This window comes from Phyllobacterium zundukense (genome assembly GCF_002764115.1).
Taxonomy (GTDB): Bacteria; Pseudomonadota; Alphaproteobacteria; order Rhizobiales; family Rhizobiaceae; genus Phyllobacterium; species Phyllobacterium zundukense.
Genome location: NZ_CP017940.1, coordinates 3,515,896 through 3,542,750, shown reverse-complemented (window position 1 = coordinate 3,542,750; position 26,855 = coordinate 3,515,896). Strand labels below are relative to the sequence as shown.

Below are 26,855 nucleotides of genomic sequence, written 5' to 3'. Positions count from 1 at the left end.
CTCCTGGGTTGATTTGCGAAGTCGTGTTTGGGAGGTGAATGGTCAGCCTTTCAGGCCGGTCAGGGTGATGCCTTCGATAAAGCGCCGCTGCGCCGCCAGAAACGCCACGACTAAGGGCAGGGTGATCACCAGGGTCGCTGCCATGAGCGCCCCGTAGTCATCGCCCGCCTCGGCAGCGCGGAAGAAGAGCAGACCGAGCGGCGGCGTCGCCCTTTCGGTGCTGGTGATAACGATCAGCGGCCAGAACAGGTCGTTCCAGTGCGCAACAACGGAAAAGATCGCGAACGCGGTCACTGCGGGCCAGGCGTTGGGGACGATGACCCGGTTGACGATCGCCATTTCCGACATGCCATCGAGACGGGCGGCGGCGATCAGGTCATCCGGCATTGCGCGGAAGAATTGCAGGAACAGGAAGATGCCGAAGACGGAGATGAAGAATGGTGCCGACAACGCGAAATAGCTGTTCAGCATGCCGACCTTGTTCAGCACGACATAGATCGGCAATGCAGTCGCATGAATGGGGATGAGCAGACCGAGCATGACCAGTGTCATCATTGTCTGCGCGGCCCGGAACTTCAGCTTGGCCATGGCGTAGGCGCAGGGAATGGCGATGACCACCTGTATGAAAAAGATCAGGGCGCAGACGATGAGACCGTTGAACAACAATTGTGTCATCGGCACGCGCGAAAATGCCTTGGCAAGATTTTCCCACAATGCCCAGCGCTCCGGCCAGAGCGACAGCGAGGAGGAAAAAATCTCCTCGCGCGATTTTGCCGCTGTCGAAATCATCCAGATATACGGCGTAAGGAACAAGATAGCGCCGGCGGATAGAACAGCCAGGCGCAGATTGCGCATCGAAAAAAGGGCGATCGGTCTCATGTGTAGTGCACCCGGCGGTCAAGAACCCGATATTGCAGGATCATCAGGACGATGAGCACAGCGAGGAAGATGACAGTCATCGCCGAGGCATAGCCGACGCGCAGATAAACGAAGCCCTCCTGGTAGATCGTCCAGAGCAGTACTTCCGAACTCTTGTTCGGCCCGCCCTCGGTCAGCGTCTTAACGGTCTCGAACACCTTCACCGCGTTGATAACGCTGATCGTCGTGACAAAGAGTGTTGTCGGTCCAAGCATCGGCCAGGTGACCAGGCGAAAGCGCTCCCAACTGCTCCTGGCACCGTCCACTTCGGCGGCTGCATAAAGTTCGCGCGGGATCGCGGTGAGCCCCGCGAGGAACAACACCATATTGAAGCCGACCGACTGCCAGATGCCGATGATCGTCAGGCTGATGAGCACGGTGTGGCTGCTGCCGAGCCAGTTCGGCCCAGAAATGCCGACAGCGGACAAGATCGCATTGACGGGCCCGATTGTCGGATGCAGCAGGTATTGGAAGACGGTCGCCATGGCGACGAGAAGCGACGCGACCGGGAGGAAATAGACAGTGCGGAAAAGAGCGCGTCCACGTGGCTCGCCTTCGATGAGCAGTGCCACACCGAGTCCAAGTAACACTGAGAAAGGGGTGACGATTGCAGTATAGACAGCAGTGTTTTTCAGCGAGATCAGGAAGGTCCGGTCGCCAAGCAGTTCGGCATAATTGTCGAAGCCTACGAATTGGAAATCGTCATAACCCAATTCGTAGTTGGTCATGCTGAAAACAACGACTGCCAGGGTCGGCAGCAGAACCAGCGTCACAATGAGGAAAATGGCAGGCGCAGCCAGTTGCCATGCAACACGCTCTTCCCGCTTGGCGGCGCGGTTGGCGGCTTGCCTTGCAGGTGACGGTCCCATGGTTTTTTGTGCGACAGCAGTCATTTCACGCATGCACCGCCATCTTCAGGGGTGCACGCAGCAGAACGCGCAACCCGTCGCTGCCAAAGACGAGACATGCACCGGCATCGATTTCGAGGCAAACACGGGCTCCCGATGCGATATGCGTAACATCCGCCGGCGCTGCCTTTACGGTGATGCCGTTGTCGGTGCCGACAAGGCGGGTAAATACGAGCACTTCCGAACCGAGAAATTCGAGGCGCAATACGATTGCGGGGATGCCATGGCCGGTTGCATCGCGCAGCTTGATCCGCTCTGGCCGTACGGCAATCTGGACCGGCGTTCCGACAGGACCGGTGATCCCCTCGGCCAGGACTTTTCCCCCGAAAACCACCGTGCCATTTTCGGAGGTCAAGGCGTCGAGTACGTTGATACGCGGGCTTCCGACGAATTGTGCAACCTCGATATGGCGCGGATCGTCATAGATCCGTGCCGGCTCATCGAATTGCAGCAGCCTGCCGCCCATCATCACCGCCACCCGGTCAGCCATGCTGAGCGCTTCGGCCTGATCATGGGTTACATAAAGCGTCGGCACACCGGCCCGGCGGTGAAGGTCCACGATCTCCGCGCGGGTATGAACGCGCAGATTTGCATCGAGGTTGGAAAGCGGCTCGTCCATGAGAAAGACGCCGGGCTGGCGCACCAATGCCCGCGCCAGTGCCACACGCTGACGCTGGCCTCCCGACATTTGCCCGGGCTTTCGGTCGAGCAAGTGATCAATCTTCAGGCTGGCGGCGGTCGTCACCACCTGCTGGCGGATAGCCGCCTGATGTGCGGCGCGACCGGCCACGAAACGGCCAATGAGCGGCATACGCTCCAGCTTCGACATGGTGCGCATGGCCAGAGGCACGGCAATGTTCTGGGCAGTTGTGAGATGCGGATAGAGCGCATAGGACTGGAACACCATCGCGACATTCCGGTCGGCAGGGTGTTCAGCAGTTATATCGCGGTCGCCCATCGAGACACTCCCGCTGTCACCATGATCGAGACCGGCTGCAATGCGCAAAAGTGTGGTCTTTCCGCAACCGGATGGCCCTACCAGCGCGATGAACTCACCCTCCTCTGCCTCGATCGTGACATCGTCCAGGACGTGTGAGGAACCATAGGATTTGGAGATGTTTCTAAGGGCAAACGCACTCATGCTGCGGGTGCTTCCACAACTGGCTTGGCACGCGGGTAGACTTCGTCGATCACGTCATCCAGCAGGAATGGCGACATTCCGGCAATCTCGACGATCTCGCTCGTGATGTCATCGCCGAGTGTATGGATAACGGCACCGACGATCCGCTCTCCCGGCATGTCGCGTTCCATCGGACCAACAATGAAGGACGCCGCAGGACCCCATATGAGCTTCGTTGTGTTCAAGGTTCCGGACCAGGCGCGATGCAGATGACCGCTGGCATGCAACGCCACATCATGTTCGGCAAAAAGGTCGCACATCCGTTGCCGTGCTGCCGGGCGTACGCTCCAGTAACCCGTGTCGCCTTCGCCCGGTTCGTCAACGAACAGCGGCTTGTGCGCGAAGATGGCGATACGGCGCCCCGCAGCATTCGCCAGCGCATCCTCGAGCCATGCGAACTGCGCTTCTTCGTCCCTGTTATTATCGCCGAGGATGAGACTGTTGAATCCAATCAGGCGCCAGTTGCCGATGTCGTGGATCCATTCTTCGGGACCCACCAGTCTGCGCCAGCGTTCAAGCCGCTCCGCATTCACCGGCTGATCGCCGTCGAGCATGTGACCAATGTCGTGATTGCCCGGTACGCTGAGAACAGAGACCTGTAGCTCACCCAAAAGCTTCATCGAAAATATGAGATCGTCTTCTGTGCCGCCGCCATCGAGAGCGAGATCGCCGGTGTGGACCACCAGATCCGGTTTTTCCCGCGCGATCCAGCCCGCCAGCGGCTGCCAGTTGCTGTTAAAATGCGTCTTGGACGGGCTGAGATGAGTGTCCGTAATCTGGATGATCCGCACGGGATATCTCTCTTTTACAATGTCGAATCGGGGTGCGTATGGATCCGCGAAGAGGCCGGCCCATCGTCAAAACGATCCTGCGCGGTGCCTTAATAGGCTCGCTCTATGACGGCTACGTCTCAGGCCTATGACACTTCAGTGACCATATCTGACGACCGGCCTGTTGTTTTGTGAAGCATTTCGGAGGGCAGAACCCCAACGGGCACGTCGAGCCTGATCGAGAAGCCGAGCAGATTTTCAATCGCTGGTTCACAGCGTTGATGTTGAAGGACGCGGTCTTTGGCTGGGCTGCATAGTCAGCCGGTCGACCCACGCCGTGACCGTCTCGGCCACTGTCCTTAGGTGATCAGCCGCCGTCAAGCCAGATATACGCTTGCGGGGCCTGAGATCATGGTCGCCGTCGTCAAGCCAGAGAAGTTCGATCTTGTCAGAGAGCTTGTAGCCCAGAACGTCCTCTCGGGTGCCGAACTCGTCACGGGTTCCCTGGCAAATCAATGTCGGCGTTTTCAGCCCGGCGAGATGCTTTGTACGGAGCTGCTCCGGCTTGCCGGGCGGATGAAACGGATAGCCGAGGCAAAGCAGCCCGGCGACTTTCCCGGCAGAGTGGAGATCATCGGCGATCATGCTTGCGACCCGTCCGCCCATCGACTTCCCGCCAATAAGCAACGGGCCTGTTGCTCCAAGTTCAGCAACTGCCGTCATATACTCGGGGTTGAGCATCTCGGCACGGGGTGGGGGTTTGCGACCCTCAGATGTGCGACGCGCTGCCATATAGCCGAACTCGAAACGTACGACGCGAAACCCGGCTGCAGCGAGCGCCTTAGCGGTCAGGTCCATCGACACAGAATCCATTGGCGCGCCTGCGCCATGAGCAAGAAGGATGGTCACGGGGGCATTGTCCGCACCGTTGAACAGAAATCTTTCGTGCATTTCAGCCTGCCATTGTTGATAGAGCTGGGGTCGACGAACGGCGTCGCGTGCGGCCCATTGACCCGCAAGCGCTGGTAGACAAAGAAGGACCACAGTCGCTTCACTGATGCGGTCGCCACTAATGCTTAAAATCTGTGATCGCGGAAAGGAAGGGTCAAAAAACTTGTTCGGGCCTTTTGTGGTATCTTGATCGCGCTCGTCGGCATTGTGCGGATAAGCGCAGCCCCCCTGTATCTCTCTGGGTAGAAGACTTCAGCCGCATCAAGCGGCTGCTCGACGAAGTGCGCGAGCGGGGCATCACCGACTTTCGCGTTTTCACCGACGTGCATCCTGAATTCGTGCGCCAATGTGCCAGTGAAATCCGGGTTATCGACGTCAATCGCGAAACGCTGAAGCTGTTTCTCGCACCGGACAAGCTCACCCTTTTGCGCCGCCTCCCTGACATTTTCAGGGACGAGATGAACGCACATTTTAGAGAGCAGTTGATCGACCTATGGAATGGCAATCTGTTTCACCAGAGAGAGACCGTGAATTATGTGCTCGACGGCACAGAACGCCATGTGCTGTTGCAGTTCTCTGTTCTGCCAGGTCACGAGAATGACTGGTCCTTAGTCCAGATATCTTTGACCGATATAACAGCACGCAAAAAAGCCGAAGCCTATCTCGAATATCTGGGCAAACACGATGTGCTCACGAAGCTATACAATCGCACCTTTTATGTGGATGAATTGAACAGGCTCGAGCGGCGCGAATTCCACCCGGTCTCAATCATCATACTGGATCTGAACGGACTGAAAGTAACCAATGATCAATGGGGTCATAGTGTCGGCGATGGTTTGCTGCGGCGGGTAGGGGAAGTTCTTGGCGAAGCGGTTAGAGCACCGTGTTATGCGGCACGGATCGGTGGAGATGAATTCGCTGTTCTCTTACCTGCGATCGATGAATTGGGGGCGGCGAGCCTGGTCGAGGAAATTCGAAGCTTGGTTGAAATCAACAATCAGTATTATTCGAACATACCGCTCAATATTTCTGTCGGACGGGCTACCAGCAGCATTGGGGAAAAAATGGAATCCGTTGCCAAGCGCGCCGATTTGCTGATGTATGAGGACAAGCGTTCGCACTATTCGGCGATTAAAGCCGCAAGCGGAAAGGGCGAGTAGAAAAGCGAACTTTATTCGTCATGGCTTTCATTAGACCCGTTGGATTAAAGCCAGTTAAAGGCGGCGTGTTGGACCAAGCTGATTCATGCGTGCGATGTGATTTGCGCGAAGACCACACGGTCACGTCCTTGATCTTTGGCCTGCAAGAGACACTCGTCAGCTGCGGCCAAGAGATGTTCCAGCGTCTGGCCGGGCTCGTGGAACGAAACGCCAATACTTACTGTCACGAATAACTCTTGGCCGTTTACTTTTCGGGAAATTCCCCGCGCGCCCATCAACAATTTCTCGGCCATCCATGCGGCTTTACCGTAGTCAGCGTCGGTGAGGAATATGGCGAACTCTTTTCCTCCAAAACGAGCTCCGACGTCGCGTCTGCCCATGGTCTCACGGATCATCGTGCCGAGCTCAAGAAGTATGCCATCGCCGATTACATGACCAAATCTGTCATTAATGGCCTTGAAATGATCTGCGTCTATGTAAAGAACGGCTCCAGCACTTAACGCGAGGCTGCTATTTCTGATTAAACGCTCGGTCCGGATATGAAACTCATGACGCGTCGAAAGTCCCGTCATGCCGTCCTTGCGAAACGCTGTTTCCAATTCCTCCGCCATTAGCTTGAGCTTGTAATTCTGGCCAACGAGAAATGCACCCAACGGACCGCCGACAATGAGCACAATGACGGTCGTCAGAAAGACGGTCTTATCCACGCGGTCGTACCCGCCTAGACGGAAGAAGAGCACGGCAAGAACGTTTGCCAAAATGCTCCCCAACACAAGCAGGAGAACAATCTGTTTGAGTGGGGTCAGCTCTTCAAACTTCAGCACCAAATAATTGTAGTATTTCATTGGAGCCTTCCATCTCGATGGTGGAATTATAGGTGTGGAAGAACGAAAGTACACACTTACATAGTAGGAAGTAATCTCAATTCTGTTTTCATTATGAATATTGGCAACAGCGGACTCGGCTCTGTTGCCGCGAGGCACCAGGCAGTTGGTTTAGGATTAGATCCGCTACCAATGGCAGACCATGCGGCACCAAACATCGATCAGGAATATTGTGGCGCGCGGCTGATCGCAATCCGTGATCGCTGATGTCTGAGCCTTGTGAGCTGATGCCCTGCGTACCACCCACCACCACGCCACCAAATATCCGGACTGGTTAGTGCACGCCGAGAAACTGCCTCAGCTCCGGTGTCTTGGGATTGGCGAAGACCTCTTCCGGCGGACCGATTTCGTGCACGCGGCCCTGATGCATGAAGACGACGCGCGAGCAGACGTCCCGGGCGAACTTCATCTCGTGGGTCACCATCAGCAACGTCATGCCTTCGGTGGCAAGCTCGCGCACGACCGCGAGCACCTCTGAAACCAGTTCCGGATCGAGTGCCGAGGTAATTTCGTCGCAAAGCAGCGCGATCGGCTGCATGGCCAGCGCCCGGGCGATTGCCACGCGCTGCTGCTGACCGCCGGAGAGCTCGTCGGGATAGGCATTGAATTTGTGTCCGAGGCCAACTCGCTCGAGCATTTTGCGCGCCATGGTTTCCGCTTCGGCCTTGGGGGTCCTCTTGACGACAGTCTGTGACAGGATGACATTGCCGCCGGCGGTCAGGTGCGGAAAGAGGTTGAATTGCTGAAAGATCATGCCGACCTTCAGTCTCAGTGCCTTCAGATGCAATTCATCATCGATGAACTGAGCGCCCGCCACGGAAATCGAGCCGTCGTTGATCTTTTCAAGCCCGTTGATGCAGCGAAGCAGCGTCGATTTTCCGGATCCGCTCTTGCCGATAATGGCAATCACTTCTCCTGGTTCGACATCGAGATTGATGCCTTTCAGGACCTCGGTTGAACCAAAGCTCTTCCTGACTTCAGTGATTTCGATGAGCGACATTGAGCTTCCTTTCCAGAATCTGGCTGCTCTTGGACAATGGCCAGCAGAGCGCGAAATAGATGAGAGCAACAAGCCCGTAGACGACGAAGGGCTGAAAGGTTGCATTGGTGACGACTGTTCCGGCCTTCGACAATTCGACGAAGCCAATGATCGAGGTAAGAGCAGTGCCCTTGACGACCTGAACGGAGAAGCCGACGGTCGGTGGCAGGGCGACTTTCAATGCCTGGGGGAGGATGACGTAGCGCATCTGCTGGAACCGGCCCATGCCAAGACTGGCGGAAGCTTCCCATTGTCCCTTGGCAACCGCCTCAACGCAGCCGCGCCAGATTTCGGCAAGAAACGATGCGGTCCAGAGGATGAGCGCCAGTCCAGCAGCCAGCCATGCCGGCACGTCGATGCCGAAAAGTCCAAGGCCGAAGAAGGCAATGAACAGCTGCATCAAAAGCGGTGTGCCCTGGAAGAGCTCAATGTAGTATTTGGCGAAGCTGCGCAGTGTTTTGCGTTTGCTAATGCGCAAGAACAGGAGAAGCAGTCCGACCGTGCCGCCGCCTATAAAGGAGACAAGCGACAGGAGAACCGTCCAGCGCGTTGCGAGCAGCAGGTTACGGATGATATCCCATGTCGTAAATTCGATCATCGGGCCAGCCTCCTTGGAAAAATGAAGCCCCCGAGGATCACGAGCACCTGTCTGAGCAGGATCGCCAGCGCGAGATAGATCGCCGTCGAGACGGTGTAGGCCTCGAATGCCCGGAACGTGCGAGACTGGATGAAGTTGGCGGCGAAAGTCAGGTCTTCGGCAGCGATCTGCGACACCACGGACGAACCGAGCATGACGATGACGACCTGCGAGGACAATGCTGGCCAGATACGTTGTAGTGACGGCACGAGAACGACATGCCTGAAGGTCTCGAAACGTGTCATGGCGAGACTGGCACCAGCCTCGAACTGACCCTTCGGCGTTGCCTGGATGCCTGCCCGAATGATCTCGCAGCTATAGGCTCCGAGATTGACGACCATGGCGATATTGGCGGCGGTCAGTTCATTGAGTTGCAATCCGAGCGATGGAAGGCCGAAGAAGATGAAGAAGAGCTGGATCAGAAAGGGCGTGTTTCGGATAAGTTCGACATAGGCCGCAACAACAGGTTTCAGCCATGCTGGGCCGAGAGCCCGGGTCCAGGCGCAGATGATGCCGAGTGAAATGCCCAGCACTCCGCCGATCGCGATAAGCTCGATAGTTATCAGGATACCCTTGAGGATTTGCGGGTAATACTGAAGCAACCAGCTGAATTCAAAATGATAGCTCAAGATAATGTCCTCTCTCTTGCGCCGATGGTGGTTTGTCATCCCACGATGAATTGTGGGATGACGTGGCCATAGAGGGTCCTTTGATCAGAGGTCGGCCGGAAGATCGGCGCCGAGCCACTTTTGCGAGACGATGTTGAGCTTCCCGTCAGACTTGGCGGTGGCGATGATGGCGTTCAGTTTTTCAAGCAGTGCCGTTTCATTCTTGTTGAGGCCGATATAGCAGGGCGAGTTCTTGATAAGGAATTTCAGCTCCGGGCGTTTCGGCGGGTTCTGGGCAAGGATCGCTGCTGCAACGACGTTGCCGGTTGCAACAGCTTCAACCTGACCGGAAAGGAAGGCCGAGATGGTGCCGTTATTGTCTTCATAGCGTTTGATCACGGTGTCAGCCGGCGCGATCTTGGTGAGCTCGAGGTCTTCAACGGCACCGCGTGTGACACCGACAATCTTGCCCGCAAGGTCTTCAGCCTTCGCCGCAGAAAACTCGGCAGGCGCAAACACACCATTGAAGAAGGGCGCATACGCGGTCGTGAAATCGATGACCTTTTCACGGTCCGGATTCTTGCCGAGGCTGGAAATAACCAGATCAACCTTGTTGGTCTGCAGATAGGGAATGCGGTTTGCACTGGTGACCGGCACGAGTTCGGCCTTCACGCCGAGTTGTTCTGCGATCAGATTGGCCATGTCGATGTCATAACCCATCGGTGCCATGTCCGTGCCCACGCTGCCGAATGGCGGAAAATCCTGTGGAACGGCGACGCGGATCGTGCCGCGCGACGTGATGTCGGCCAAGGCGTCAGCGTGGGACAGCGAAGTGAATCCGAGGGTTGCGGCAAATGTCGCAAAGGCGACGAGGATGTTTCGTGCGAGCATTCTATTCATTCTCCTTTGAGGTGGTGGACTTGTCATTTGTGCCGCCGGAAGAAGTGGCGGGACGTTCTTTGGGAGGAAGCGAAAGTGAGTTTCGCAGTTCGGCCAGGGGATCTGGACGCTTCGTCAGATCCAGCCCTGCCTCAACTTCATCAAGATGCTGAATGGACAGCGTCGCGGCCTCGGAAAAGTCACCCTCCTCCAAGGCTTCGACAATCCGGCAATGCCCAAGATGGGACTGCATGGCGTGGAAATCCGACTGATAGAGCATTGAGATGAGAATTGTCCGCGCGGTGAGATCACGGAGAATTTCAGTGAGAACAGCGTTGCCTGCCAACTCGGCAATACGGATATGGAAATCGCCCATCAGACAGGTCAGGCGTTGACGGTCACCGGCCGCCATCGCAGCTTTTTCCTCTGCCAGATGGCCGTGAAGGGAGGCTAGGCCCTTGTCCGTAAGCGTTCTCATGCTGCGCAACAGCCCTGCCTCGATAATGCGGCGAGCCTCGTATACGGCCATCGCTTCTTCGGCAGACGGTTCCACAACGAACCAGCCGCGCCGCGGGCTAACCTGCACAATGCACCTTGTCTCAAGGCGCATCATCGCTTCCCTGACACGTGTGCGAGACACCCCGAACAGAGTGGCAAGCTGATTTTCGCTCAGACGCGTACCAGGTTTGATACGCGCGGAAAGAATCCCCGAGACGATTGCCTCTTCGATGGCGTCTTTTGAGGTCGTTTGAACAGGTTCATCTTGCATACAAGCTGTGTAAGCAAGTCTCGTGCCAAATAGATGTGCCTAATCTTTTCAAAGGGTTGCTATCGAAACTGCCTCAAGTTTGCACATTTACGTGCATCTGGATCATTCTTTAGGCGCAGACTCTTCCAATGGCTGCCGGTCCCCCAGAATACCCATTAACATGATCTCAAGATTATACTGAATTATAATTCACAGTATGAATTATATTGACAACGGCTTTTCTTTGCGCTTGGCTAGTCGTGACAGCATTCGAGGAGGATTGCTGGTCTTCATAACGAACCGGTGGCCCGCTAAGGCGCCACAGACCAATGGGAGGGGCTTCGGCCTCGAGGAGGACACTTGCGCACTTTTTTAAGCACGACCGCAATGGCGGTCCTTGCAACGACACTTTTCGCTTCTTCTGCCAGTGCTGAGACGGAATCGCCGTTTCGCTGCGAGCCGGGCGAAAAATACGTCATGAATGTAATGGTTTCAGGCGTCGAATACTGGTTCCCCGTATATGAAATGTTCAAGCAGGCGGGCAAGCAGCTCGGCTGCGAAACAGCCTATACCGGGACACCAGAGTATGACGTTAATAAGCAGATCGCCAGCTTCGACCAGGCACTGGCGCAGAATCCTGCTGGCATCCTCGTTCACCCGATGAACTCTGATCCATTTGTAGAGCCAATCAACCGGGCGATCGATCAAGGTACGGCGATCGTAACATTTGCGGCCGATTCTCCGCTTTCCAAACGAATTTCGTTCATTACTTCCGACAATATTCGCGAGGGTACCTACGCTGCCGATGCCATCGCCACAAAGCTGGGTGGTAAGGGCGAATATGCCGTCCTCGAGAATCCGGGGCAGGACAATCATGACAAGCGCGTCACGGCTTTCATCGATCGCATGAAGGCAAAGTGGCCTGAAATGAAGCTTGTCGGCAGAGCGGCATCGAATCAGGACCCGACCAAGGCCTATCAGGGCTTGATGAGTATTGTTCAGGCCAATCCCAACCTCGGAGCCGTCTTCATGCCCGAGGCGAATTCGGCAATCGGTGCTGCTCAGGCCAACAAGGAAAGCGGCGGCAAGATTCTTGTCATGTGTGCGGACGTCAACGCCAACATCCTTGACATGATCAAGGCCGGTGAAGTCTTCGGCTCGATCAACCCCAATCAAGGCATGCAGGGCTATATGGGCTTTATGCTGCTCTGGCTGGCCAAGCATCCGGAACTGATCGACCCCATGAACGACGCCAAGCGTGCAGGGTTCAATCCGATGAGCATTCCCTTGGTGGACAATGGCCTTTCCATTGTCACCGCCGAGAATGCGGATGATTTCTTCTGGGACAAGTACCTCAAGCGTCGTGGCACCAAGGGTATCGAGGAGTAAGCTTTTCAGCTGGCTATCCAGACCGGAAGTCTGGATAGCCCTTTGCGAAGCTAGTTGGAAGAGTGCGTCATGATGCCGAAACCGGTCCTGGATATCCGCAACGTCACAAAACATTTCGGTGCAGTGAAGGCACTGACGAATGTGAATTTCAGCCTGGAACAGGGTGAGATTCATGCGCTTTGCGGCGAGAACGGCGCTGGAAAGTCGACGCTCATGAACATTATAGCCGGTGTGCTGCAACCGGATGAGGGAGAGATTTTCATCGAGGGTAATCCGGTGAAGATCGCGTCGCCTTCCGTCGCACAGTCGCTTGGTCTGGGACTGGTTCACCAGGAGATTGCACTTTGCCCGGATGCGAGCGCGGCGGAAAATATCTTCATGGCATCCACCAGCCGACAGCGCTCGCTGTTGATGAACTATCGCAAGCTGGAACGCGAGGCACAAGAAGTGATGAACCGGCTCGCACCTATCGACGTTCGACGCAAGGTCGGTGATCTACCTATCTCCAGCCAACAGCTGGTCGAGATCGCGAAAGCCTTGACGCTCGACTGCCGGGTGCTGATCTTCGATGAGCCGACCGCTGCGCTGACGGAATCCGAAACCAGGATACTTTTTGAGATCATCCGCGATTTGAAGGCCAATGGCATTTCCGTCATCTACATCAGCCACCGGATGGCCGAAATATTCTCCCTTTGTGACCGGGTGACTGTTCTGCGTGACGGCCGTTACGTGTCGACTGAGCGTGTCGCCGATTTGACACCTGACGACGTCGTTCGCCGGATGGTCGGTCGCGAGATCACACAACTTTATCCGCCTAAGCAATCGGCTGACGAACGGTCGTCCGAGGCAATCCTCTCGGTTCGCGGCCTTGGCGACAGAGATCGTTTCCGCGATGTAAGTATTGATCTGATGAGGGGGGAGATTCTTGGCATTGGCGGCTTGATCGGCTCCGGCCGCACGGAAATTGCTGAAGGGATCTGCGGACTGCGAGCCACCACAAGTGGCGAAATTCTGCTGCATGGCCAGCCGCAGGTGATTAAAACCTATGCGGACGCGGTGAAAGCCGGCCTCGTCTATCTGTCGGAAGACCGTAAGGGCTCGGGTGTCTTCCTGGACCTTTCGATTGCCCAGAATATTTCGGTCCTTAACCTGGGGGCGTTGACCGGACACCTTGGATTGATCGACGCCAAGAGAGAGGCAGAGCTCGCCGGCGATTTTTCGCGAAAACTGAACATTCGAATGGGCAGTATCGACGCGCCCGTGTCCTCGCTCAGCGGCGGCAATCAGCAGAAAGTGGCAATTGCCAAACAGCTCGCCGTTCAGCCCAAGGTGATAGTGATGGATGAACCGACGCGTGGCATCGACGTTGGCGCAAAATCGGAAATCCACTTGCTTTTGCGCGAACTCGCCATGTCCGGAATTGGCATCATCGTCATCTCTTCCGAACTCCCCGAATTGCTCGGGCTGTGTGACCGGGTGATCGTCATCCGCGAAGGTACAGTGGCTGGTCAACTGGATGCGGACGCGATGACGGAAGAAGCGGTTATCCGGCTCGCGTCAGGTGCCAATCATGCGCAGAATGCACGAAACCGGCTGGCATCAGAACATGCCGCCTGAAGAAAGTATGGGAGACGAGCAAATGTTGGCTGATACGATGGGGACAAAGGCAGTGCGGTCTCCGTCCTGGAAAAGAATAGGCTCCATGCGGGAGGCAGGCCTGATCGCAATTATTCTCGCGCTATGCGTTGCCATGAGCTTTGCTTCGCCGCATTTTCTCACGCTCGGCAATTTCCGCGCGATGCTGATGAGTTTTTCCGTGGAGGGTATTGTCGTTGTCGGAATGACGATCCTGCTTATCGTCGGTGGCATTGACCTTGCCGTAGGTTCGGTCGTCTGCTTTGCAATGGTGCTTTCGGGCTCACTGTTCCTTGCCGGGCTCGATCCATGGAGCGCCTCCCTCATCGGTATTCTCGCCAGCGCGCTGATCGGTTGCGTCATGGGTTTCTTTGTCACTGTGGTGGGACTCAATCATTTCATCACGTCGCTCGCAGGCATGGTCATAGTCCGTGGCCTGTGCCTGATTATCACCAAGGGAACCCCGCTTTCGCTCTTTACACTACCCCCGGCATTCAAGGCCGTCGGGCAGGGCAGTTTTCACGGCATTCCCTATGTCATCATCATCTTTTTCGCTGTCGTCATGCTCTTCGATTTCCTTCTCAGACGTGCAACTGCCCTGCGCAAGGTTTTCTATACGGGCAGTAACGAGAAAGCCGCACTCTATTCCGGAATCAGGACTAACCATGTGAAATTTTGGGTGACGGTGCTCTGCTCGACACTCGCGGGTTTTGCAGGCGTCATCTACATGTCGCGTTTCGGCGCCGCTACGCCCACGTTCGGTGTCGGCATGGAACTCAACATCATCGCCGCTGCGGTCATCGGCGGTGCATCGCTCAATGGTGGGTCGGGGACGATACTTGGTGCCATTCTTGGGATAGCATTGCTCTCGGTTGTGACCAGTTCGCTGGTTCTGCTCAATGTGTCGGTTTACTGGCAGGACATGATAAAGGGGTGCATCCTGCTTGGGGCCGTCTCCATCGATCATTTTCTGCACAAGCGGAAGGCTTCCTGACATGACGATCGTCAGACTCAACACGAAACCATCCCCCGTTCCTCGCGAGGAGATCGTTATCGCGCGGCAAATGCATCAGGCATTGGTCCTGCATTTCCTGGAAGGCCTGACGCAGGCCCAGATTGCCGACCAGCTAGGTGTCTCACAACCGACCGTGAACCGCCTTATCAAGCGGGGCCGAGAGCTAGGCCTCGTGGAGATCAAGATCAAATCTCCAGTCGAGCCGCTGGTCGATCTGGAGGAGCGGTTGCTGGCTCTCGGCGGGATCAAACGCGCTATCGTCGTGCCAACGGTTTCCGACAATCCGCAAACCGCCCTGCAGGCCGTTGGCGAGGCGGCAGCGCGCCTGCTTATCGATGAAATCGCTGATGGTGACACAATTTGCATCACTGGCGGCAAGGGCGTCAGTGCTGTCGTTGCAGGGTTGCACGTACCGCGTTCATTCGATGTCGAAGTTGTTCCGGCTACGGGCTGTGTTCAGGGCAAGCATTACACCGACGTGAACCATGTCTCGACTTTGATGGCGGACAAGCTCGGCGGCCACGCCTATCAAATTCACGCGCCGCTCTTTGCCGACAACGCCATGGAACGTTCGATGCTGATCAACATGCGCTCGGTGGCCGATGTTTTCAAACGGGCGCGGGAGGCGAAAGTTGCCCTTGTCGGTATAGGTTCAATCCTGACCGATGATTCCAGCTATTATGATCTGCACCCATCTTCGAGTACCGACAGGGAGGCGATCGAGCAATCAGGCGCAAGTTGTGAACTTCTGGCCCATCTGCTCGATGACCGAGGTCAGGTTTGCGGCTACAGCCTGAATGATTCTCTTGTCTCGCTGACGTTGCGGGAATTCGCCTCGATCCCGAGTAAGATCGGTGTTGCGAGCGGACCGAACAAGGCGCGACCAATCCTCAGCATCATGCGTGGCAATCATCTGGACACGCTCGTCACAGATGAAGCGACCGGACTGCGTATTCTGGATATTGCGGCGGCCGAAGGAGCCTTGGCATGAACGGCGAACAATTGGTGCGTTCAATAGGCAAGTCAGGCGTGCAAGCCTCAGCGGTTGGGCTCGGGACGTGGGCCATCGGTGGCTGGATGTGGGGCGGTACCGACGAAAAACAGTCGATCGCTGCAATTCAAGCTTCGCTGGATGCGGGTGTTACTCTGATCGATACTGCCCCCGCTTACGGGCTTGGACGGTCTGAAGAGATCGTGGGCAAAGCCCTTGCGGGCCGGCGCGACAAAGCGGTGATTGCCACCAAATGCGGTCTCGTCTGGCATACGAAGAAAGGCCGGCACTTTTTTGACCAGGGTGGAACCCCTGTCCACCGCTACCTTGGCCGCGATGCGATCGTCCATGAGGTCGAAGCAAGCCTGACCAGACTCGGCACGGACTATATCGATCTTTATATCACTCATTGGCAGGATCCCACGACGCCGATCGAGGAAACTGTGCAGGCACTGGAGGATCTGCGCAGTTCAGGCAAGATCCGGGCAAGCGGTGCAAGCAATCTCAGCCCGGCTGAATTGAGTGCCTACGTCGCAACCGGTTCCCTTGATGCCATCCAGGAGAGGTTCAGCATGATAGATCGGGAGATCGAGACAGACTTGTTGCCTTTGACCCGGCAGAACGGCGTCTCGACGTTGAGCTATTCCTCACTGGCACTGGGCCTCCTCTCGGGGACAGTTGATCCAGATCGTGTATTTTCCGGCGATGACCAGCGGAGAGACAATCCGCGTTTCTCGGTCGACAACAGGTTGAAGGCACGCAATTTTGCCGAATCGATCCAGCCCGTCGCCGACAAGCATGGCGCGAGCATTGCCCAGACGGTCATAGCCTGGACGCTGGTGCAAGACGGCGTGACGTTCGCGCTGTGCGGCGCGCGAAATCCGGAGCAGGCGCTGGAGAATGCAAAGGCCGGGACGATCCGGCTCGACAAGGAAGACCTCTCGGCCATCGACGCGGCCATCGCAGTGAAACTTGCAGATATGGACAGGTAACGGGCTGCATCATGAAGCGTGAAGAGATATTTTACGGGCTTCGCCGGAGTCCGAAGGTGGACGTGTGCGTCATGGGCGGCGGTATCAACGGCATCAGTGTGTTCCGTGAACTTGCGCTTCAAGGGCTCAATGTGCTGCTTGTCGAGAAGAACGACTATTGTTCCGGTGCCAGTTCCGCTTTGTCGCGGATGGTGCATGGCGGTCTGCGTTATCTTGAAAACGGCGAGTTCAATCTGGTGAATGAATCGCTTGTGGAGCGCGATCGACTCTTGAGAAACGCGCCGCACCTTGTCGCGCCATTGCCGACAATGGTTCCTGTGTTCAATGTTTTTTCCGGTCTTGCCAATGGCATTGTTCGCTTCCTTGGCCTGAGCCGCAAACCCAGTCGTCGTGGCGCCATCGCCATCAAGGCAGGACTCAGCATTTATGATTTTCTGACGCGAAAGCGCGCCCTGATGCCGCGTCATCGATTTCGCGGGCGGCGGACGACGCTGGCCAAATGGCCGGCGCTCAATCCTGCAATCAAGAGTTCAGCGACGTATCACGATGCCTGGGTCAGACAACCCGAACGTATCGGAATTGAATTGCTGCAGGACGCTTTGTCCGTCGGCCCGGATGCATGTGCGCTCAACTATGCTGAGCTCCGGCGCGATGCGACGGGCGGCTTTGCAGTGCAGGACCATGTAGGGGGCACGACCACGGTTGTAGAGCCGACACTTATCATCAATGCAACAGGCGGCTGGATCGACATCGTCAATACCGGCCTGTTCCCGCTGGAAAGCCGGCCTGAGCCGTTGATAGGCGGTACCAAGGGATCGCACTTGATTATCGACAATGCCGAACTCACCAGGGCTCTCGACGGCCATATGATCTATTACGAGAATGAGGATGGCCGTGTCTGCATTCTGTTTCCCTATCTTGGCAAGGTGCTGGTAGGCTCCACCGATATTCGGATTGATGATCCAGAAAACGTATACTGCGCTCCGGATGAGCGGGATTATATCCTGCAATCACTCGCCTTTGTTTTGCCCGGCATTCGAATCCGCCCCGAGGAAATCGTATTTCAGTTTTCGGGCGTACGGCCGCTTCCGGCGAGCAAAGACAAGTTTACCGGACGTATCCCGCGCGACCATTTTTGCAACGTCATTGAATCGGCCGATGGGGGTCCAGCAGTGCTGTGCATGATCGGCGGCAAATGGACGACGTTTCGCTCCTTCGGAGAACTGGCCGCCGATATGGCTTTGGACCGTCTGCATCGAACACGCCGCGTAACGACAACAGACCGTTCGATCGGGGGCGGGCGCGGATTCCCGGAGGATCCTGGTGCCTGGGCTGTGCGCACGTCTTCCGCAACCGGCCTTGCGTCTGCGCGGGTAACGGAACTCTTCGCACGATACGGCACCGACGCTGAGGCAGTTGCCCTGTTCATTGCCAGCGGGCCGGATGAAGCGATGCCGCATGCGGGCTATTCAACCCGTGAGATATTGTACCTGATCCGCAACGAAGCCGTCGAACATCTCGGCGATCTCCTGTTGAGACGCACAACGCTGGCTATCAGCGGACAATTGTCGCTCGCCATGACGGATGCGACCCTCGAGCTGATTGCAGGTGAAAAGCACTGGGCACCGGAGCGTAGGGCGGCTGAGCGGTCACGGTTTCTGAATCTTCTCGCCGCCCGCCATGGCGTCAGCGCCGACATGCTTACCGCACGAATTGAACAAGGAGTACGACATGCGAAACAACCGCAAGGTTCGGATGAACCGCCTTTTCGGCAAGGGGCGCTGCCTCGACGTGGCGATCGATCACGGCGTGTGCAATGAACCATCTTTCCTGAATGGACTTGAGGACATGGAGGGTGTGGTGCAGGCATTGGTGGCCGCAGCACCGGATGCGATCCAGATGAACTATGGTCAGGTTGACCTTTTGCAGAACCTGGCAGGCAAGGAAAAGCCGGCGCTCGTCATGCGCATCGACATGGGCAATCCCTATAATCCCCTCCGCCATCGCAACATGTGGGCTGTTCTGCAAAATCAAGCCGAGCCGCTGATCGGTGCCATCGAGATGGATGCAGCCTGCGTGGTGGTCAATCTGTTTATGCTGCCGGACGAGCCTGACCTTTTCCGCCAGTGTGTCGAGAACATTTCGCGGGTGCGTGCCGACTGCGAGAAATACGGCATGCCGCTGATGATCGAGCCCCTTGTCATGCAGCCCGTCACCGAGCGTGGGGGATATATGGTGGATGGCGACGCGGGCAAAATCGTCACGCTTACCCGGCTTGCCCGGGAGATGGGTGCGGATATCATCAAGGCAGACCCTACAACCATTGCGGAGGATTTCCATCGGGTCGTCGAGGCAGCGCGCTGCCCCGTGCTTGTGCGGGGCGGCGGGAAGGAAGATCTGCGCGCCGTCTTCGACAAATCGGCGGCATTGATGCGGCAGGGGGCAGTGGGCATGGTTTACGGCCGCAACATCTATCAGCACGCCAATCCAAGCGCCGTGGTGCGGGGACTCATGGCAATCATCCATGACGATGCCAGCGGTGAGGACGCCTACGCGCGCTATCAGCAAGGCTGAGAACGAAATAAGGAGCTGAGGAGGGGTTCGGAATGGGAAAATATCTTTTAGGGCTTGATGCCGGCAACACAATCATCAAGGCGGTGATTTTTGACCGGCAGGGCAAGGAAATCGCTTCCTTTGCCGAGGAGGGGCATAGCAGCATGCCGCTTCCGGGCCATGTCGAGCGTGGTCTTGGTGAACTCTGGACAAATGCGAGGCTGGTAATCCGGTCGTGCCTCGACCGGGCGGGAATTCAGCCGGCAGAACTCGCGGCTATCGGATGCGCGGGACATGGTAATGGTCTCTATGCGTTGGATCGCGAAGGGGAGCCCCTGCTTGCCATCCAGTCACTCGATACGCGGGCAGCCGGTCTTGTCGAGGAATGGCAGGCCGAGGGCGTCGGCGATCGTACCTATCCGATCGGGCTGCAGCGTCCCTGGCCTTCCCAGACACCAACTTTGCTCGCCTGGATCAAACGGCATCGGCCGGAAACATTCAAGAAGATCGGCACCGTCTTCCTCTGCAAGGACTTTATCGTCAATCGACTGACTGACCGACGTGTCAGCGAAGTATCCGACATGGCCGGGTGCGGGCTGCTGAACGTTTCGCAACGCCGGTATGATCGTGATCTGATGGCGGCGTACGGGTTGGGCGACTGCATGGACCTGTTGCCACCCTTGATCGAGAGCGCCGATATTGCCGGAACGGTGACCGAAGCGGCTGCGGCAGAGACAGGTCTCGCCGCGGGCACACCGGTCATAGGCGGATTATTTGACGTGATCGCTTCGGCTATCGGCTCGGGAGTTACGCGCACGGGTGCGGCTTCCATCATTGCCGGCACCTGGAGCATCAACCAGATAGTTATTGACCAGCCCCGGCTCGAGAGCCCCGTTTTCATGTCATCTACCTTTGATCGCAAACGCTACATGGCGATCGAGTCGAGCGCTACGTCTGCCGCAAATCTCGAATGGTTCGTGCGCGAGTTCTTTCCAGGCAAGCAGCCGGATGGACGCTCTCCATTTGATGTCTGGTGCGAGCTTGCCTCAATGGTAGAACCGGCGGCCAACGATCCGATCTATCATCCGTTTCTCTACGGTTCGCAGCAGGACAGCAATGCGCGAGCCGGATTCTATGGAATCGCGGGCTGGCACACCAAGGGTCACTTGATCCATGCTCTGCTGGAAGGTGTTGCCTTCGGTCATCGCCAGCATATCGAGACGCTGCGCGCCGCCAGCGCTGGCTTTGACGAAGCGGTGCTATCCGGAGGTGGTTCGCGCAGCATGTTCTGGCCACAAATCTTCGCCGACGTGCTGGGTGTACCCGTCACAGTCGCTCGATCGAGCCAGACAGGCGCACTTGGCGCGGCGATCGCCGCAGGAACCGCTGTCGGCATGTTTGCCGATTTCGAGGCTGGCGCCACGGCAATGGTAGCGACCGAACGCCATTATAGGCCAGATGCAGCGCGCGCTGCCCACTATGATTACCGCTACCGGCTTTATCTGGATATTGCCGATGCGATGGCGCCGATCTGGCGGCGCATGGCAGGAAGCGGAGTGTCTGCGACGGGGGTAGCAGCGTGACCCAGCATGCCCATGAAGCTGCGACTGATGAAGGTGCTTACGACTTCATCATCATAGGGGCGGGATCGGCAGGCTGCGTGCTGGCCAATCGGCTATCGGCAGATCCCAGGAACCGCGTTCTTCTGCTTGAGGCTGGAGGCAGCGATAGATATCACTGGATTCATGTACCGATCGGCTATCTTTTCTGCATGGGTAACCCCCGAACCGACTGGATGATGAAGACGGCGGCGGAGCCAGGTCTCAATGGTCGCTCGCTGCCCTATCCGCGCGGGAAGGTGCTCGGAGGATGTTCTTCGATCAACGGCATGATCTACATGCGTGGGCAAGCTGCCGATTATGACAACTGGCGGCAGGCGGGAAATATCGGTTGGGGGTGGAATGACGTCCTGCCCTATTTCCTGAAGTCCGAGGACAATTATCGCGGACGGTCTTCCATGCATGGTACAGGCGGGGAGTGGCGGGTGGAGCGACAACGGCTTTCGTGGCCCATTCTCGACGCTTTCCGCGATGCCGCGGAAGAACTCGGCATTCCCAAGACAGATGATTTCAATGCGGGCGACAATGAGGGTTCCGGCTATTTCGAGGTGAATCAACGCGGAGGATTCCGCTGGAATACAACCAAGGCATTTCTTCGTCCGGTTCTGAAGAGGCGCAACCTTCGGGTGGTAACGGGAGCGGAGGTCGAGCGGCTGGAGTTCGATGGGAAACGCGCGGCGCGTGTTCGCTACCGCTGGGAGGGCAGGGTCTGCATTGCGACATCCGATGGAGAAATTATCCTTTCGGCAGGAGCAATCAACTCGCCAAAAATCCTCGAACTTTCGGGCGTTGGAAATCCCACAAATCTGGCACGGGCAGGGGTCGAGCCCAGCCACGAACTCCGCGGCGTTGGTGGAAATCTGCAGGATCATTTGCAGATTCGCACCGTGTTCCGTATCGAAGGTGCGAAGACGCTGAATCAGCTCTATCACAACCTTTTTTCAAGAGCCGCGATGGGCCTGGAATACGTGCTCCGACGGTCTGGTCCGCTGTCAATGGCACCGAGCCAGCTCGGTATCTTTGCAAGAAGCGATCCGGCGCTTGCGACTGCAGACCTCGAGTATCATATCCAACCGCTCAGCACAGACCGCCTTGGAGAACCCTTGCATCGCTATCCGGCCGTAACTGTTTCGGTCTGCAATCTCCGGCCAGAAAGCCGCGGGACCGTGCACATTTCCCGACCGGAGGCCCATCTTGCGCCGGATATCCAGCCAAATTATCTCTCGACTGCAGGTGATAGGTTGTTGGCTGTTAGGTCCATCCGTCACGCCCGCAATCTCATGGCTACAAAGGCTGTACTGAAATACCAACCGAAGGAGATACTGCCCGGGCTTGAGTACCAGGGCGACGAGGAGCTAATCCATCGCGCGGGCGACATTGCAACGACGATCTTCCATCCGGTCGGAACGTGCAGGATGGGCAGTGACGATCTGGCTGTTGTAGACAGCACCTTGCAGGTTCGCGGACTCGAAAAGCTGCGTGTGGTAGATGCTTCCATCATGCCTACCATCGTCTCGGGTAATACAAATTCCCCGGTCATCATGATTGCGGAAAAAGCTGCCGATTTCATTCTTCAGGGGCGGTGACAACGGTTGGGTTGTCGGTGCATCTGGATACCGGCCGCCCGGACACCGAGTAACGGGTTCAGGCTGGGTATTGCGCCTCCAACTCACCCTGTCGTCGTAGAGCCGGCAGCCCGGAACCGCGTCTCAAACTCGCGTCGCAGGCTGCGTCTCACTTCCGCGGCGCGCAATCGCTGTTGTGCGGTTTCGGATTTTGGATGATAGGGCGGCACTGCCGTCGGCTTACCATCCACATCGACGGCGACCATGGTGAAATAGCATGAATTCGTGTGCCGGCGCACGCCGGTGCGGATGTCTTCGGCCTCAACCCGGATACCGACCTCCATGGAGGTTCGACCGGCGTAGTTGATCGAGGCGCGAAAGGTCACCAATTCACCGACAATGATTGGTTGACGGAACACGACCTGATCGACTGACAACGTGACCGCGTATTCCTTTGAGTAGCGAGATGCACAGGAGAAAGCGACGCGGTCCAGGAGATTGAGCAGGGCACCACCGTGGACTTTGCCGCTGAAGTTGGCCATGTCGGGCGTCATCAGGACAACCATCTCAATTCGACTTGTATCAGTGCCGTCGTCCATTCCTGCCCCCGTTGTTTCAGCATAAGCAATATAGTCCCGTTGCCTGACGCCGACCTGCTTGAGGCCACCGCGTGAGTAGCGCATTGGGAGTGCGATGGTCGGCAGCGTAACCGAGTTTGTATCGCCCGTCACCAATTGCTCGGGGGCAAACCGGCTATGGACCAAGTGAGTTTCTGCGAATGGCGAAAAGAAGGCGGCCACCGCGACCGACCGGGGCCGCCAGTGTGATATGACGGCAAGGTCCTAAGGTTGTTTCTTGGCCTTCGGTACGTGCGGCAGCCCGAACAGAAGTGCGTCGAAGGGTGGATTTCTCTTAAGCAAAAAACAATGTGACAGGTCCTTGCACCAGATTGCTTCGAAAGGACAACGGCCACACGTGGCATTGGTTTGACGTTTCTGATGGAGGTCAAATCCCTGTATGTCTCACCCTTATGGATTGATCATCCCAGCACGCAGCGACTGCACCTTGTGGTTAAGATCGATCATCTCCGGCACTGTGAATCCGGAACGGCGCAATAGCGTATCCGTGAGGCAAGCCGTCTTAAAGTGAAGGGCGCTACCCTTGGTGGTCGTATAAACTCTCACCTGACGCTCATCCGATGTGTTGCGCTTGCGTGTCACAAACCCTGCACTTTCCAATCGCTTAACGGCCGGAGTAATGGTGCTCGGCTCAAGCCCCAATCTATCGGCTATGGCCGTAATGGTCTGCCCGTCGGTTTCCCAAAGAGTGCTAAGCACAAGATATTGCGTATATGTAACGCCTAGCTCATCCAGCATCGGCTTGTAGACACGATGAATGGCAATCGACGCGGAATAGATAGAAAAACAGAGCTGGCTGTCGAGCGGAAGTGGGGTGGCGTCTGTCATCGTTATCTCCGTGATTTTATCGTACTGCGATAACAATTATCACACAAAATAATATCGCGATAATGAAATCGCTTTACAAAATGTGCGGCTTATTGTATTTAATGTTTATCGCAATAATGATTATCGCAATAAACATTAAAAGGAGATATGCAAATGACCAAGACCCTGATCACCGCCGCTGCTTCGCTCGCCATGGCTGCAAGCGCCCTGACCCCTGTTCACGCTGCCCCAGTCGGTGCAAAGAACATCGTCCTTGTCCATGGCGGCTTCGTCGATGGCTCGGGCTGGCAAGGTGTCTACAACATTTTGAAAAAGGACGGCTACAATGTCAGCATCGTGCAGAACCCGACCACGTCGCTGGCCGGTGACGTTGCCGTCACCAACCGCACGATTGCCCAGCAGGATGGTCCTGTCGTGCTTGTCGGCCATTCCTATGGCGGCGTTGTTGTCAGCGAAGCCGGTACAGACGAGAAGGTGAAGGCCGTCGTCTACATCGCCGCGTTCGCACCCGACAAAGGCGAGTCCGTTTCGTCGTTGATCGCCAATCCTCCGGCCGGGGTTCCCGTGCCCCCGATCCTGCCGCCAGTCGATGGCTTCCTGTTCCTCGACAAGGCAAAGTTTGCAGAGTCCTTTGCAGCCGATGTCGATGCTGAGACCGCGTCGTTTATGGCCGACTCGCAGGTTCCGTGGGGCCTTGAGGCTCTGACGGGTGCGGTGACCGATCCGGCATGGAAGAAAAAGCCGAGCTACTATCTGGTTGCAACGGATGACCGCATGATCCCGCCTCCCGCACAGCGCATGATGGCAGAACGCGCCGGATCGACCGTCGTTGAAGCGGCTGGAAGCCATGCCGTCTATGTTTCCAAGCCGCAAGCCGTTACCGATCTCATCAAGCGGGCCGCAACCGCCAAGTGAATGTTTGGCCTTCTGAATGCCGGGGCGTCCCATAACACGCTCCGGTTTTTCATCTAGGGTGCCGACAGGAATACACGATATCATAGCCCATAACGGACCTTAGGCGTAGGTGATGACCTGTCCAAGCTTACGGGCAAGACGCCGACCAGCAAGCACGACTTCGTGAAACTCCATGCCGCTGAATTCACGCGGAGTGGAACCACGGCTTGAGCGGCAGACCGGCTGCAGCACGGAACTCCCGACCAGGCCGCCCCGTATTGCCACATTCAGCGGAGATCAATCAAAGGTCTGCCGGCAGGGAGGAGCTCGATGCCGCCCGCTTTGACAGGACCGTGTCAACAAGGCCCCATTCCCTGGCTTCCTCAGCGGTCATGAAGTGATCGCGATCCAATGTCTTTTCCACATCCTCGAACGAGCGTCCGCAATGCTGCGCGTAAAGGCTGATCATTCGGTGCTTGGTTTGGCGCATTTCTTCCGCATGGATGAAAATATCGGAGGCCTGTCCCTGAAATCCGCCGAGCGGTTGATGCACATGAATACTTGAATTCGCCAGCGCAGTCCGCTGACCGGGTTCACCCGCCATCAGGAGGAAAGAACCCATAGACCGCGCCGTCCCCATGCATAAGGTTGCGACCGGACATGTGATGAACTGCATCGTGTCGTAGATCGCCAGACCGCTGGTGATAACACCGCCCGGCGAGTTTATGTACATTGAAACCGGCTTCGTGGGGCTCTCCGATTCCAGAAACAGCAATTGCGCGCAGATGAGTGCTGCCATTCCGTCTTCGACCTGGCCGTTCAGGAACACGATACGTTCGCGTAGCAAGCGCGAGTATATATCGAATGATCGTTCGCCGCGGCTGGATTGTTCCACTACCATAGGGACGAGTTGCATCATGTCGCGCATAGGCGAGCTCCTTTCCGTGGTATTCAAGAAATAGTCTTTAGGCTGCTGTACGCAGGGGTTGCTGCCAGTTACTGTTGGCTGCGCTCATCGCAAGTTCATGCACAATGCTGAAGGTAGTGCCACCACTGCCATTTGCCCCGATCTGGAATGTCACGACACTAACGGCATCATTGTCCTTGAGACTATAGCGCACGCAGGTATCAGGATCGGCGGAGATCAGGCGTAATTCGAAGGATGACTCCAGCGCTTTTTCCTCCGGAACCTCGTTCTTGCCGGTAGGTCGCTTCAGCCATCGCGACACATATTCCGGTACGGTCAGAGCCCGCCACACTTTAGATGGAGCAGCGTCCAGTTCATAGGTGAGGTTTATGCTCGCGTCGGTCTTGCGTGTCATTGATCCATCTCCTTGAGAAGCTGTTTAAGGTCGTCCACGCGGCTTGGCCAGAACGAGTTGTAGCGGCTAAGCCATTGATGGATTCGCGCCACACCATCGGGATTGATCCGATAGAGGACATTCCTGCCGTGCTTCTGTTCCGCGATCAGTCCAGCCGTGCGCAGAACAGCCAGATGCTGCGACATGGCTGGCTGAGACAAGTCAAACCCTTGCCGCAAGTCCGTGGCGTTCATCTCGCCATCGGCCAGCCGTTCGAAGACGGCGCGTCTTGTCGGATCGGCCAGCGCCTTGAAAAATTCTGTTTCGCTCATGCGAATACATAAGCACAGACTTATATGATTCGCAACAGGAACAAATATCAAAAGACTGCACTACGGGTAGCGTTTGTTTCTACCAAAGGGTTGATTCAGGTCGTCCCGGTTTCGCGACAGGCTCATAGGCTCAGCCGTCGTAAATCCCGGCGTTGATGACGGTGTCGATATGCGAGCCAAGCATAAGGGGCGGATGATCACCCGTACCGTCAGGTCTCCAGATGCCGAATACGTTTCCGATCCGGTCGACGGCAACGTCGAGACCCGCATCCTTCACCCAGGCCACGAACCGGTCACGGCCAAGCTTTTCCGAGCCCGAGGCCGCGAGACGAACCAGCCTGCCATCACTGTCGCGGGCAATTGCGCCAAGTTCTCGGATGCGCCCGAGTAGACGATTGGCATCGATCGACTGATTGCTCAT

General features: G+C 56.7%; 25 protein-coding genes and 3 pseudogenes. 11 read left to right on the top strand and 17 right to left on the bottom strand.

Features of this window, described 5'->3' with window-relative positions:
- Positions 1–42: 42 nt before the first annotated feature.
- From BLM14_RS17720 to BLM14_RS17700, 5 genes are all read right to left on the bottom strand, one after another.
- Entirely contained in the window at positions 43–879 is an 837-nt protein-coding gene (locus tag BLM14_RS17720) for a carbohydrate ABC transporter permease (protein WP_100000594.1), read from the bottom strand.
- Positions 876–1,787 carry a carbohydrate ABC transporter permease gene (locus BLM14_RS17715; protein WP_237143565.1) on the bottom strand — a complete coding sequence of 304 codons (912 nt, stop codon included), beginning with the start codon at positions 1,785–1,787 and terminating at the stop codon, positions 876–878. Before BLM14_RS17715 ends, BLM14_RS17720 begins: the two co-directional genes overlap by 4 nt.
- Before the next feature lie 25 nt (positions 1,788–1,812).
- Positions 1,813–2,967: an ABC transporter ATP-binding protein gene (locus BLM14_RS17710; RefSeq protein WP_100000593.1), complete on the bottom strand. Its 1,155-nt coding sequence runs from the start codon at positions 2,965–2,967 to the stop codon at positions 1,813–1,815.
- Positions 2,964–3,797 (bottom strand): metallophosphoesterase family protein, encoded by an 834-nt coding sequence (locus BLM14_RS17705; protein WP_100000592.1) that lies wholly within the window; start codon positions 3,795–3,797, stop codon positions 2,964–2,966. Before BLM14_RS17705 ends, BLM14_RS17710 begins: the two co-directional genes overlap by 4 nt.
- Positions 3,798–4,046: 249 nt before the next feature.
- Entirely contained in the window at positions 4,047–4,727 is a 681-nt protein-coding gene (locus BLM14_RS17700) for an alpha/beta hydrolase family protein (protein ID WP_100000591.1), read from the bottom strand.
- 227 nt (positions 4,728–4,954) lie between these two features.
- Between BLM14_RS17700 and BLM14_RS17695 the strand changes: the two are divergent.
- A pseudogene (locus tag BLM14_RS17695) lies at positions 4,955–5,887 on the top strand (GGDEF domain-containing protein); the annotation flags it as partial.
- 83 nt (positions 5,888–5,970) lie between these two features.
- On the opposite strand, the gene BLM14_RS17690 reads toward BLM14_RS17695, so the two are convergent.
- From BLM14_RS17690 to BLM14_RS17665, 6 genes are all read right to left on the bottom strand, one after another.
- Positions 5,971–6,732: a GGDEF domain-containing protein gene (locus BLM14_RS17690; protein ID WP_100000590.1), complete on the bottom strand. Its 762-nt coding sequence runs from the start codon at positions 6,730–6,732 to the stop codon at positions 5,971–5,973.
- Between the two features lie 313 nt (positions 6,733–7,045).
- Positions 7,046–7,771 carry an amino acid ABC transporter ATP-binding protein gene (locus tag BLM14_RS17685; RefSeq protein ID WP_100000589.1) on the bottom strand — a complete coding sequence of 242 codons (726 nt, stop codon included), beginning with the start codon at positions 7,769–7,771 and terminating at the stop codon, positions 7,046–7,048.
- Positions 7,749–8,408, bottom strand: coding sequence for an amino acid ABC transporter permease (locus tag BLM14_RS17680; protein ID WP_100000588.1), 660 nt, complete (start codon positions 8,406–8,408; stop codon positions 7,749–7,751). Before BLM14_RS17680 ends, BLM14_RS17685 begins: the two co-directional genes overlap by 23 nt.
- Positions 8,405–9,076, bottom strand: coding sequence for an amino acid ABC transporter permease (locus BLM14_RS17675; protein WP_100000587.1), 672 nt, complete (start codon positions 9,074–9,076; stop codon positions 8,405–8,407). The genes BLM14_RS17680 and BLM14_RS17675 overlap by 4 nt, the downstream gene beginning before the upstream one ends.
- Before the next feature lie 84 nt (positions 9,077–9,160).
- Positions 9,161–9,946 carry a transporter substrate-binding domain-containing protein gene (locus BLM14_RS17670; RefSeq protein WP_100000586.1) on the bottom strand — a complete coding sequence of 262 codons (786 nt, stop codon included), beginning with the start codon at positions 9,944–9,946 and terminating at the stop codon, positions 9,161–9,163.
- Between the two features lies 1 nt (position 9,947).
- Positions 9,948–10,703 (bottom strand): GntR family transcriptional regulator, encoded by a 756-nt coding sequence (locus BLM14_RS17665; protein ID WP_100000585.1) that lies wholly within the window; start codon positions 10,701–10,703, stop codon positions 9,948–9,950.
- A gap of 339 nt (positions 10,704–11,042) precedes the next feature.
- Here BLM14_RS17665 and BLM14_RS17660 point away from each other — a divergent pair, with 339 nt between their 5' ends.
- The 9 genes and pseudogenes from BLM14_RS17660 (at position 11,043) to BLM14_RS17620 (ending at position 22,462) form a co-directional block, all read left to right on the top strand.
- Positions 11,043–12,071: a substrate-binding domain-containing protein gene (locus BLM14_RS17660; RefSeq protein ID WP_100000584.1), complete on the top strand. Its 1,029-nt coding sequence runs from the start codon at positions 11,043–11,045 to the stop codon at positions 12,069–12,071.
- A 69-nt stretch (positions 12,072–12,140) separates the two neighbouring features.
- Positions 12,141–13,688: a sugar ABC transporter ATP-binding protein gene (locus BLM14_RS17655; protein WP_100000583.1), complete on the top strand. Its 1,548-nt coding sequence runs from the start codon at positions 12,141–12,143 to the stop codon at positions 13,686–13,688.
- A gap of 22 nt (positions 13,689–13,710) precedes the next feature.
- Positions 13,711–14,700, top strand: a complete 990-nt coding sequence (locus BLM14_RS17650) for an ABC transporter permease (protein WP_100001461.1) — start codon at positions 13,711–13,713, stop codon at positions 14,698–14,700.
- A 1-nt stretch (position 14,701) separates the two neighbouring features.
- On the top strand, positions 14,702–15,712 hold the full coding sequence (locus tag BLM14_RS17645; protein WP_100000582.1) for a sugar-binding transcriptional regulator: 1,011 nt from the start codon (positions 14,702–14,704) through the stop codon (positions 15,710–15,712).
- Positions 15,709–16,704 (top strand): aldo/keto reductase, encoded by a 996-nt coding sequence (locus tag BLM14_RS17640; protein WP_100000581.1) that lies wholly within the window; start codon positions 15,709–15,711, stop codon positions 16,702–16,704. The genes BLM14_RS17645 and BLM14_RS17640 overlap by 4 nt, the downstream gene beginning before the upstream one ends.
- A gap of 11 nt (positions 16,705–16,715) precedes the next feature.
- Positions 16,716–18,463: pseudogene (locus tag BLM14_RS17635) on the top strand (glycerol-3-phosphate dehydrogenase/oxidase).
- Positions 18,436–19,278 carry a class I fructose-bisphosphate aldolase gene (locus BLM14_RS17630; RefSeq protein WP_100000579.1) on the top strand — a complete coding sequence of 281 codons (843 nt, stop codon included), beginning with the start codon at positions 18,436–18,438 and terminating at the stop codon, positions 19,276–19,278. The pseudogene BLM14_RS17635 and the gene BLM14_RS17630 overlap by 28 nt, the downstream one beginning before the upstream one ends.
- A 32-nt stretch (positions 19,279–19,310) precedes the next feature.
- Positions 19,311–20,840, top strand: a complete 1,530-nt coding sequence (locus BLM14_RS17625) for an FGGY-family carbohydrate kinase (protein WP_100000578.1) — start codon at positions 19,311–19,313, stop codon at positions 20,838–20,840.
- Complete coding sequence (locus BLM14_RS17620; RefSeq protein ID WP_100000577.1) at positions 20,837–22,462, top strand: GMC family oxidoreductase; 1,626 nt, start codon at positions 20,837–20,839, stop codon at positions 22,460–22,462. The genes BLM14_RS17625 and BLM14_RS17620 overlap by 4 nt, the downstream gene beginning before the upstream one ends.
- Positions 22,463–22,545: 83 nt before the next feature.
- On the opposite strand, the gene BLM14_RS17615 is transcribed toward BLM14_RS17620, so the two are convergent.
- Together BLM14_RS17615 and BLM14_RS17610 are read right to left on the bottom strand one after the other, a co-directional pair.
- Positions 22,546–23,040 (bottom strand): acyl-CoA thioesterase, encoded by a 495-nt coding sequence (locus BLM14_RS17615; protein WP_100001459.1) that lies wholly within the window; start codon positions 23,038–23,040, stop codon positions 22,546–22,548.
- Positions 23,041–23,469: 429 nt separating this feature from the next.
- A complete protein-coding gene (locus BLM14_RS17610) occupies positions 23,470–23,907 on the bottom strand; it encodes a MarR family winged helix-turn-helix transcriptional regulator (protein ID WP_100000576.1) in 438 nt (145 codons plus the stop codon).
- A 153-nt stretch (positions 23,908–24,060) separates the two neighbouring features.
- Between BLM14_RS17610 and BLM14_RS17605 the strand changes: the two genes are divergently transcribed.
- Complete coding sequence (locus BLM14_RS17605) at positions 24,061–24,822, top strand: alpha/beta hydrolase (RefSeq protein WP_100000575.1); 762 nt, start codon at positions 24,061–24,063, stop codon at positions 24,820–24,822.
- Between the two features lie 280 nt (positions 24,823–25,102).
- On the opposite strand, the gene BLM14_RS17600 is transcribed toward BLM14_RS17605, so the two are convergent.
- From BLM14_RS17600 to BLM14_RS17585, 4 genes and pseudogenes are all read right to left on the bottom strand, one after another.
- Positions 25,103–25,729, bottom strand: coding sequence for an ATP-dependent Clp protease proteolytic subunit (locus BLM14_RS17600; RefSeq protein ID WP_100000574.1), 627 nt, complete (start codon positions 25,727–25,729; stop codon positions 25,103–25,105).
- Positions 25,730–25,766: 37 nt separating this feature from the next.
- Complete coding sequence (locus BLM14_RS17595) at positions 25,767–26,123, bottom strand: SRPBCC family protein (RefSeq protein ID WP_100000573.1); 357 nt, start codon at positions 26,121–26,123, stop codon at positions 25,767–25,769.
- Positions 26,120–26,434, bottom strand: coding sequence for an ArsR/SmtB family transcription factor (locus BLM14_RS17590; RefSeq protein ID WP_100000572.1), 315 nt, complete (start codon positions 26,432–26,434; stop codon positions 26,120–26,122). The genes BLM14_RS17595 and BLM14_RS17590 overlap by 4 nt, the downstream gene beginning before the upstream one ends.
- Before the next feature lie 133 nt (positions 26,435–26,567).
- Positions 26,568–26,855, bottom strand: a pseudogene (locus BLM14_RS17585) (Zn-dependent hydrolase); the annotation flags it as partial.

Excerpts from the sequence above, each read along its gene's own strand:
- BLM14_RS17720 (WP_100000594.1), bottom strand. The coding sequence starts at position 879 with ATGAGACCGATCGCCCTTTTTTCGATGCGCAATCTGCGCCTGGCTGTT.
- BLM14_RS17715 (WP_237143565.1), bottom strand. The coding sequence starts at position 1,787 with ATGGGACCGTCACCTGCAAGGCAAGCCGCCAACCGCGCCGCCAAGCGG.
- BLM14_RS17710 (WP_100000593.1), bottom strand. The coding sequence starts at position 2,967 with ATGAGTGCGTTTGCCCTTAGAAACATCTCCAAATCCTATGGTTCCTCA.
- BLM14_RS17700 (WP_100000591.1), bottom strand. The coding sequence starts at position 4,727 with ATGCACGAAAGATTTCTGTTCAACGGTGCGGACAATGCCCCCGTGACC.
- BLM14_RS17690 (WP_100000590.1), bottom strand. The coding sequence starts at position 6,732 with ATGAAATACTACAATTATTTGGTGCTGAAGTTTGAAGAGCTGACCCCA.
- BLM14_RS17685 (WP_100000589.1), bottom strand. The coding sequence starts at position 7,771 with ATGTCGCTCATCGAAATCACTGAAGTCAGGAAGAGCTTTGGTTCAACC.
- BLM14_RS17680 (WP_100000588.1), bottom strand. The coding sequence starts at position 8,408 with ATGATCGAATTTACGACATGGGATATCATCCGTAACCTGCTGCTCGCA.
- BLM14_RS17670 (WP_100000586.1), bottom strand. The coding sequence starts at position 9,946 with ATGCTCGCACGAAACATCCTCGTCGCCTTTGCGACATTTGCCGCAACC.
- BLM14_RS17665 (WP_100000585.1), bottom strand. The coding sequence starts at position 10,703 with ATGCAAGATGAACCTGTTCAAACGACCTCAAAAGACGCCATCGAAGAG.
- BLM14_RS17655 (WP_100000583.1), top strand. The coding sequence starts at position 12,141 with ATGATGCCGAAACCGGTCCTGGATATCCGCAACGTCACAAAACATTTC.
- BLM14_RS17650 (WP_100001461.1), top strand. The coding sequence starts at position 13,711 with ATGTTGGCTGATACGATGGGGACAAAGGCAGTGCGGTCTCCGTCCTGG.
- BLM14_RS17645 (WP_100000582.1), top strand. The coding sequence starts at position 14,702 with ATGACGATCGTCAGACTCAACACGAAACCATCCCCCGTTCCTCGCGAG.
- BLM14_RS17640 (WP_100000581.1), top strand. The coding sequence starts at position 15,709 with ATGAACGGCGAACAATTGGTGCGTTCAATAGGCAAGTCAGGCGTGCAA.
- BLM14_RS17630 (WP_100000579.1), top strand. The coding sequence starts at position 18,436 with ATGCGAAACAACCGCAAGGTTCGGATGAACCGCCTTTTCGGCAAGGGG.
- BLM14_RS17625 (WP_100000578.1), top strand. The coding sequence starts at position 19,311 with ATGGGAAAATATCTTTTAGGGCTTGATGCCGGCAACACAATCATCAAG.
- BLM14_RS17615 (WP_100001459.1), bottom strand. The coding sequence starts at position 23,040 with ATGGACGACGGCACTGATACAAGTCGAATTGAGATGGTTGTCCTGATG.
- BLM14_RS17610 (WP_100000576.1), bottom strand. The coding sequence starts at position 23,907 with ATGACAGACGCCACCCCACTTCCGCTCGACAGCCAGCTCTGTTTTTCT.
- BLM14_RS17605 (WP_100000575.1), top strand. The coding sequence starts at position 24,061 with ATGACCAAGACCCTGATCACCGCCGCTGCTTCGCTCGCCATGGCTGCA.
- BLM14_RS17600 (WP_100000574.1), bottom strand. The coding sequence starts at position 25,729 with ATGCGCGACATGATGCAACTCGTCCCTATGGTAGTGGAACAATCCAGC.
- BLM14_RS17595 (WP_100000573.1), bottom strand. The coding sequence starts at position 26,123 with ATGACACGCAAGACCGACGCGAGCATAAACCTCACCTATGAACTGGAC.
- BLM14_RS17590 (WP_100000572.1), bottom strand. The coding sequence starts at position 26,434 with ATGAGCGAAACAGAATTTTTCAAGGCGCTGGCCGATCCGACAAGACGC.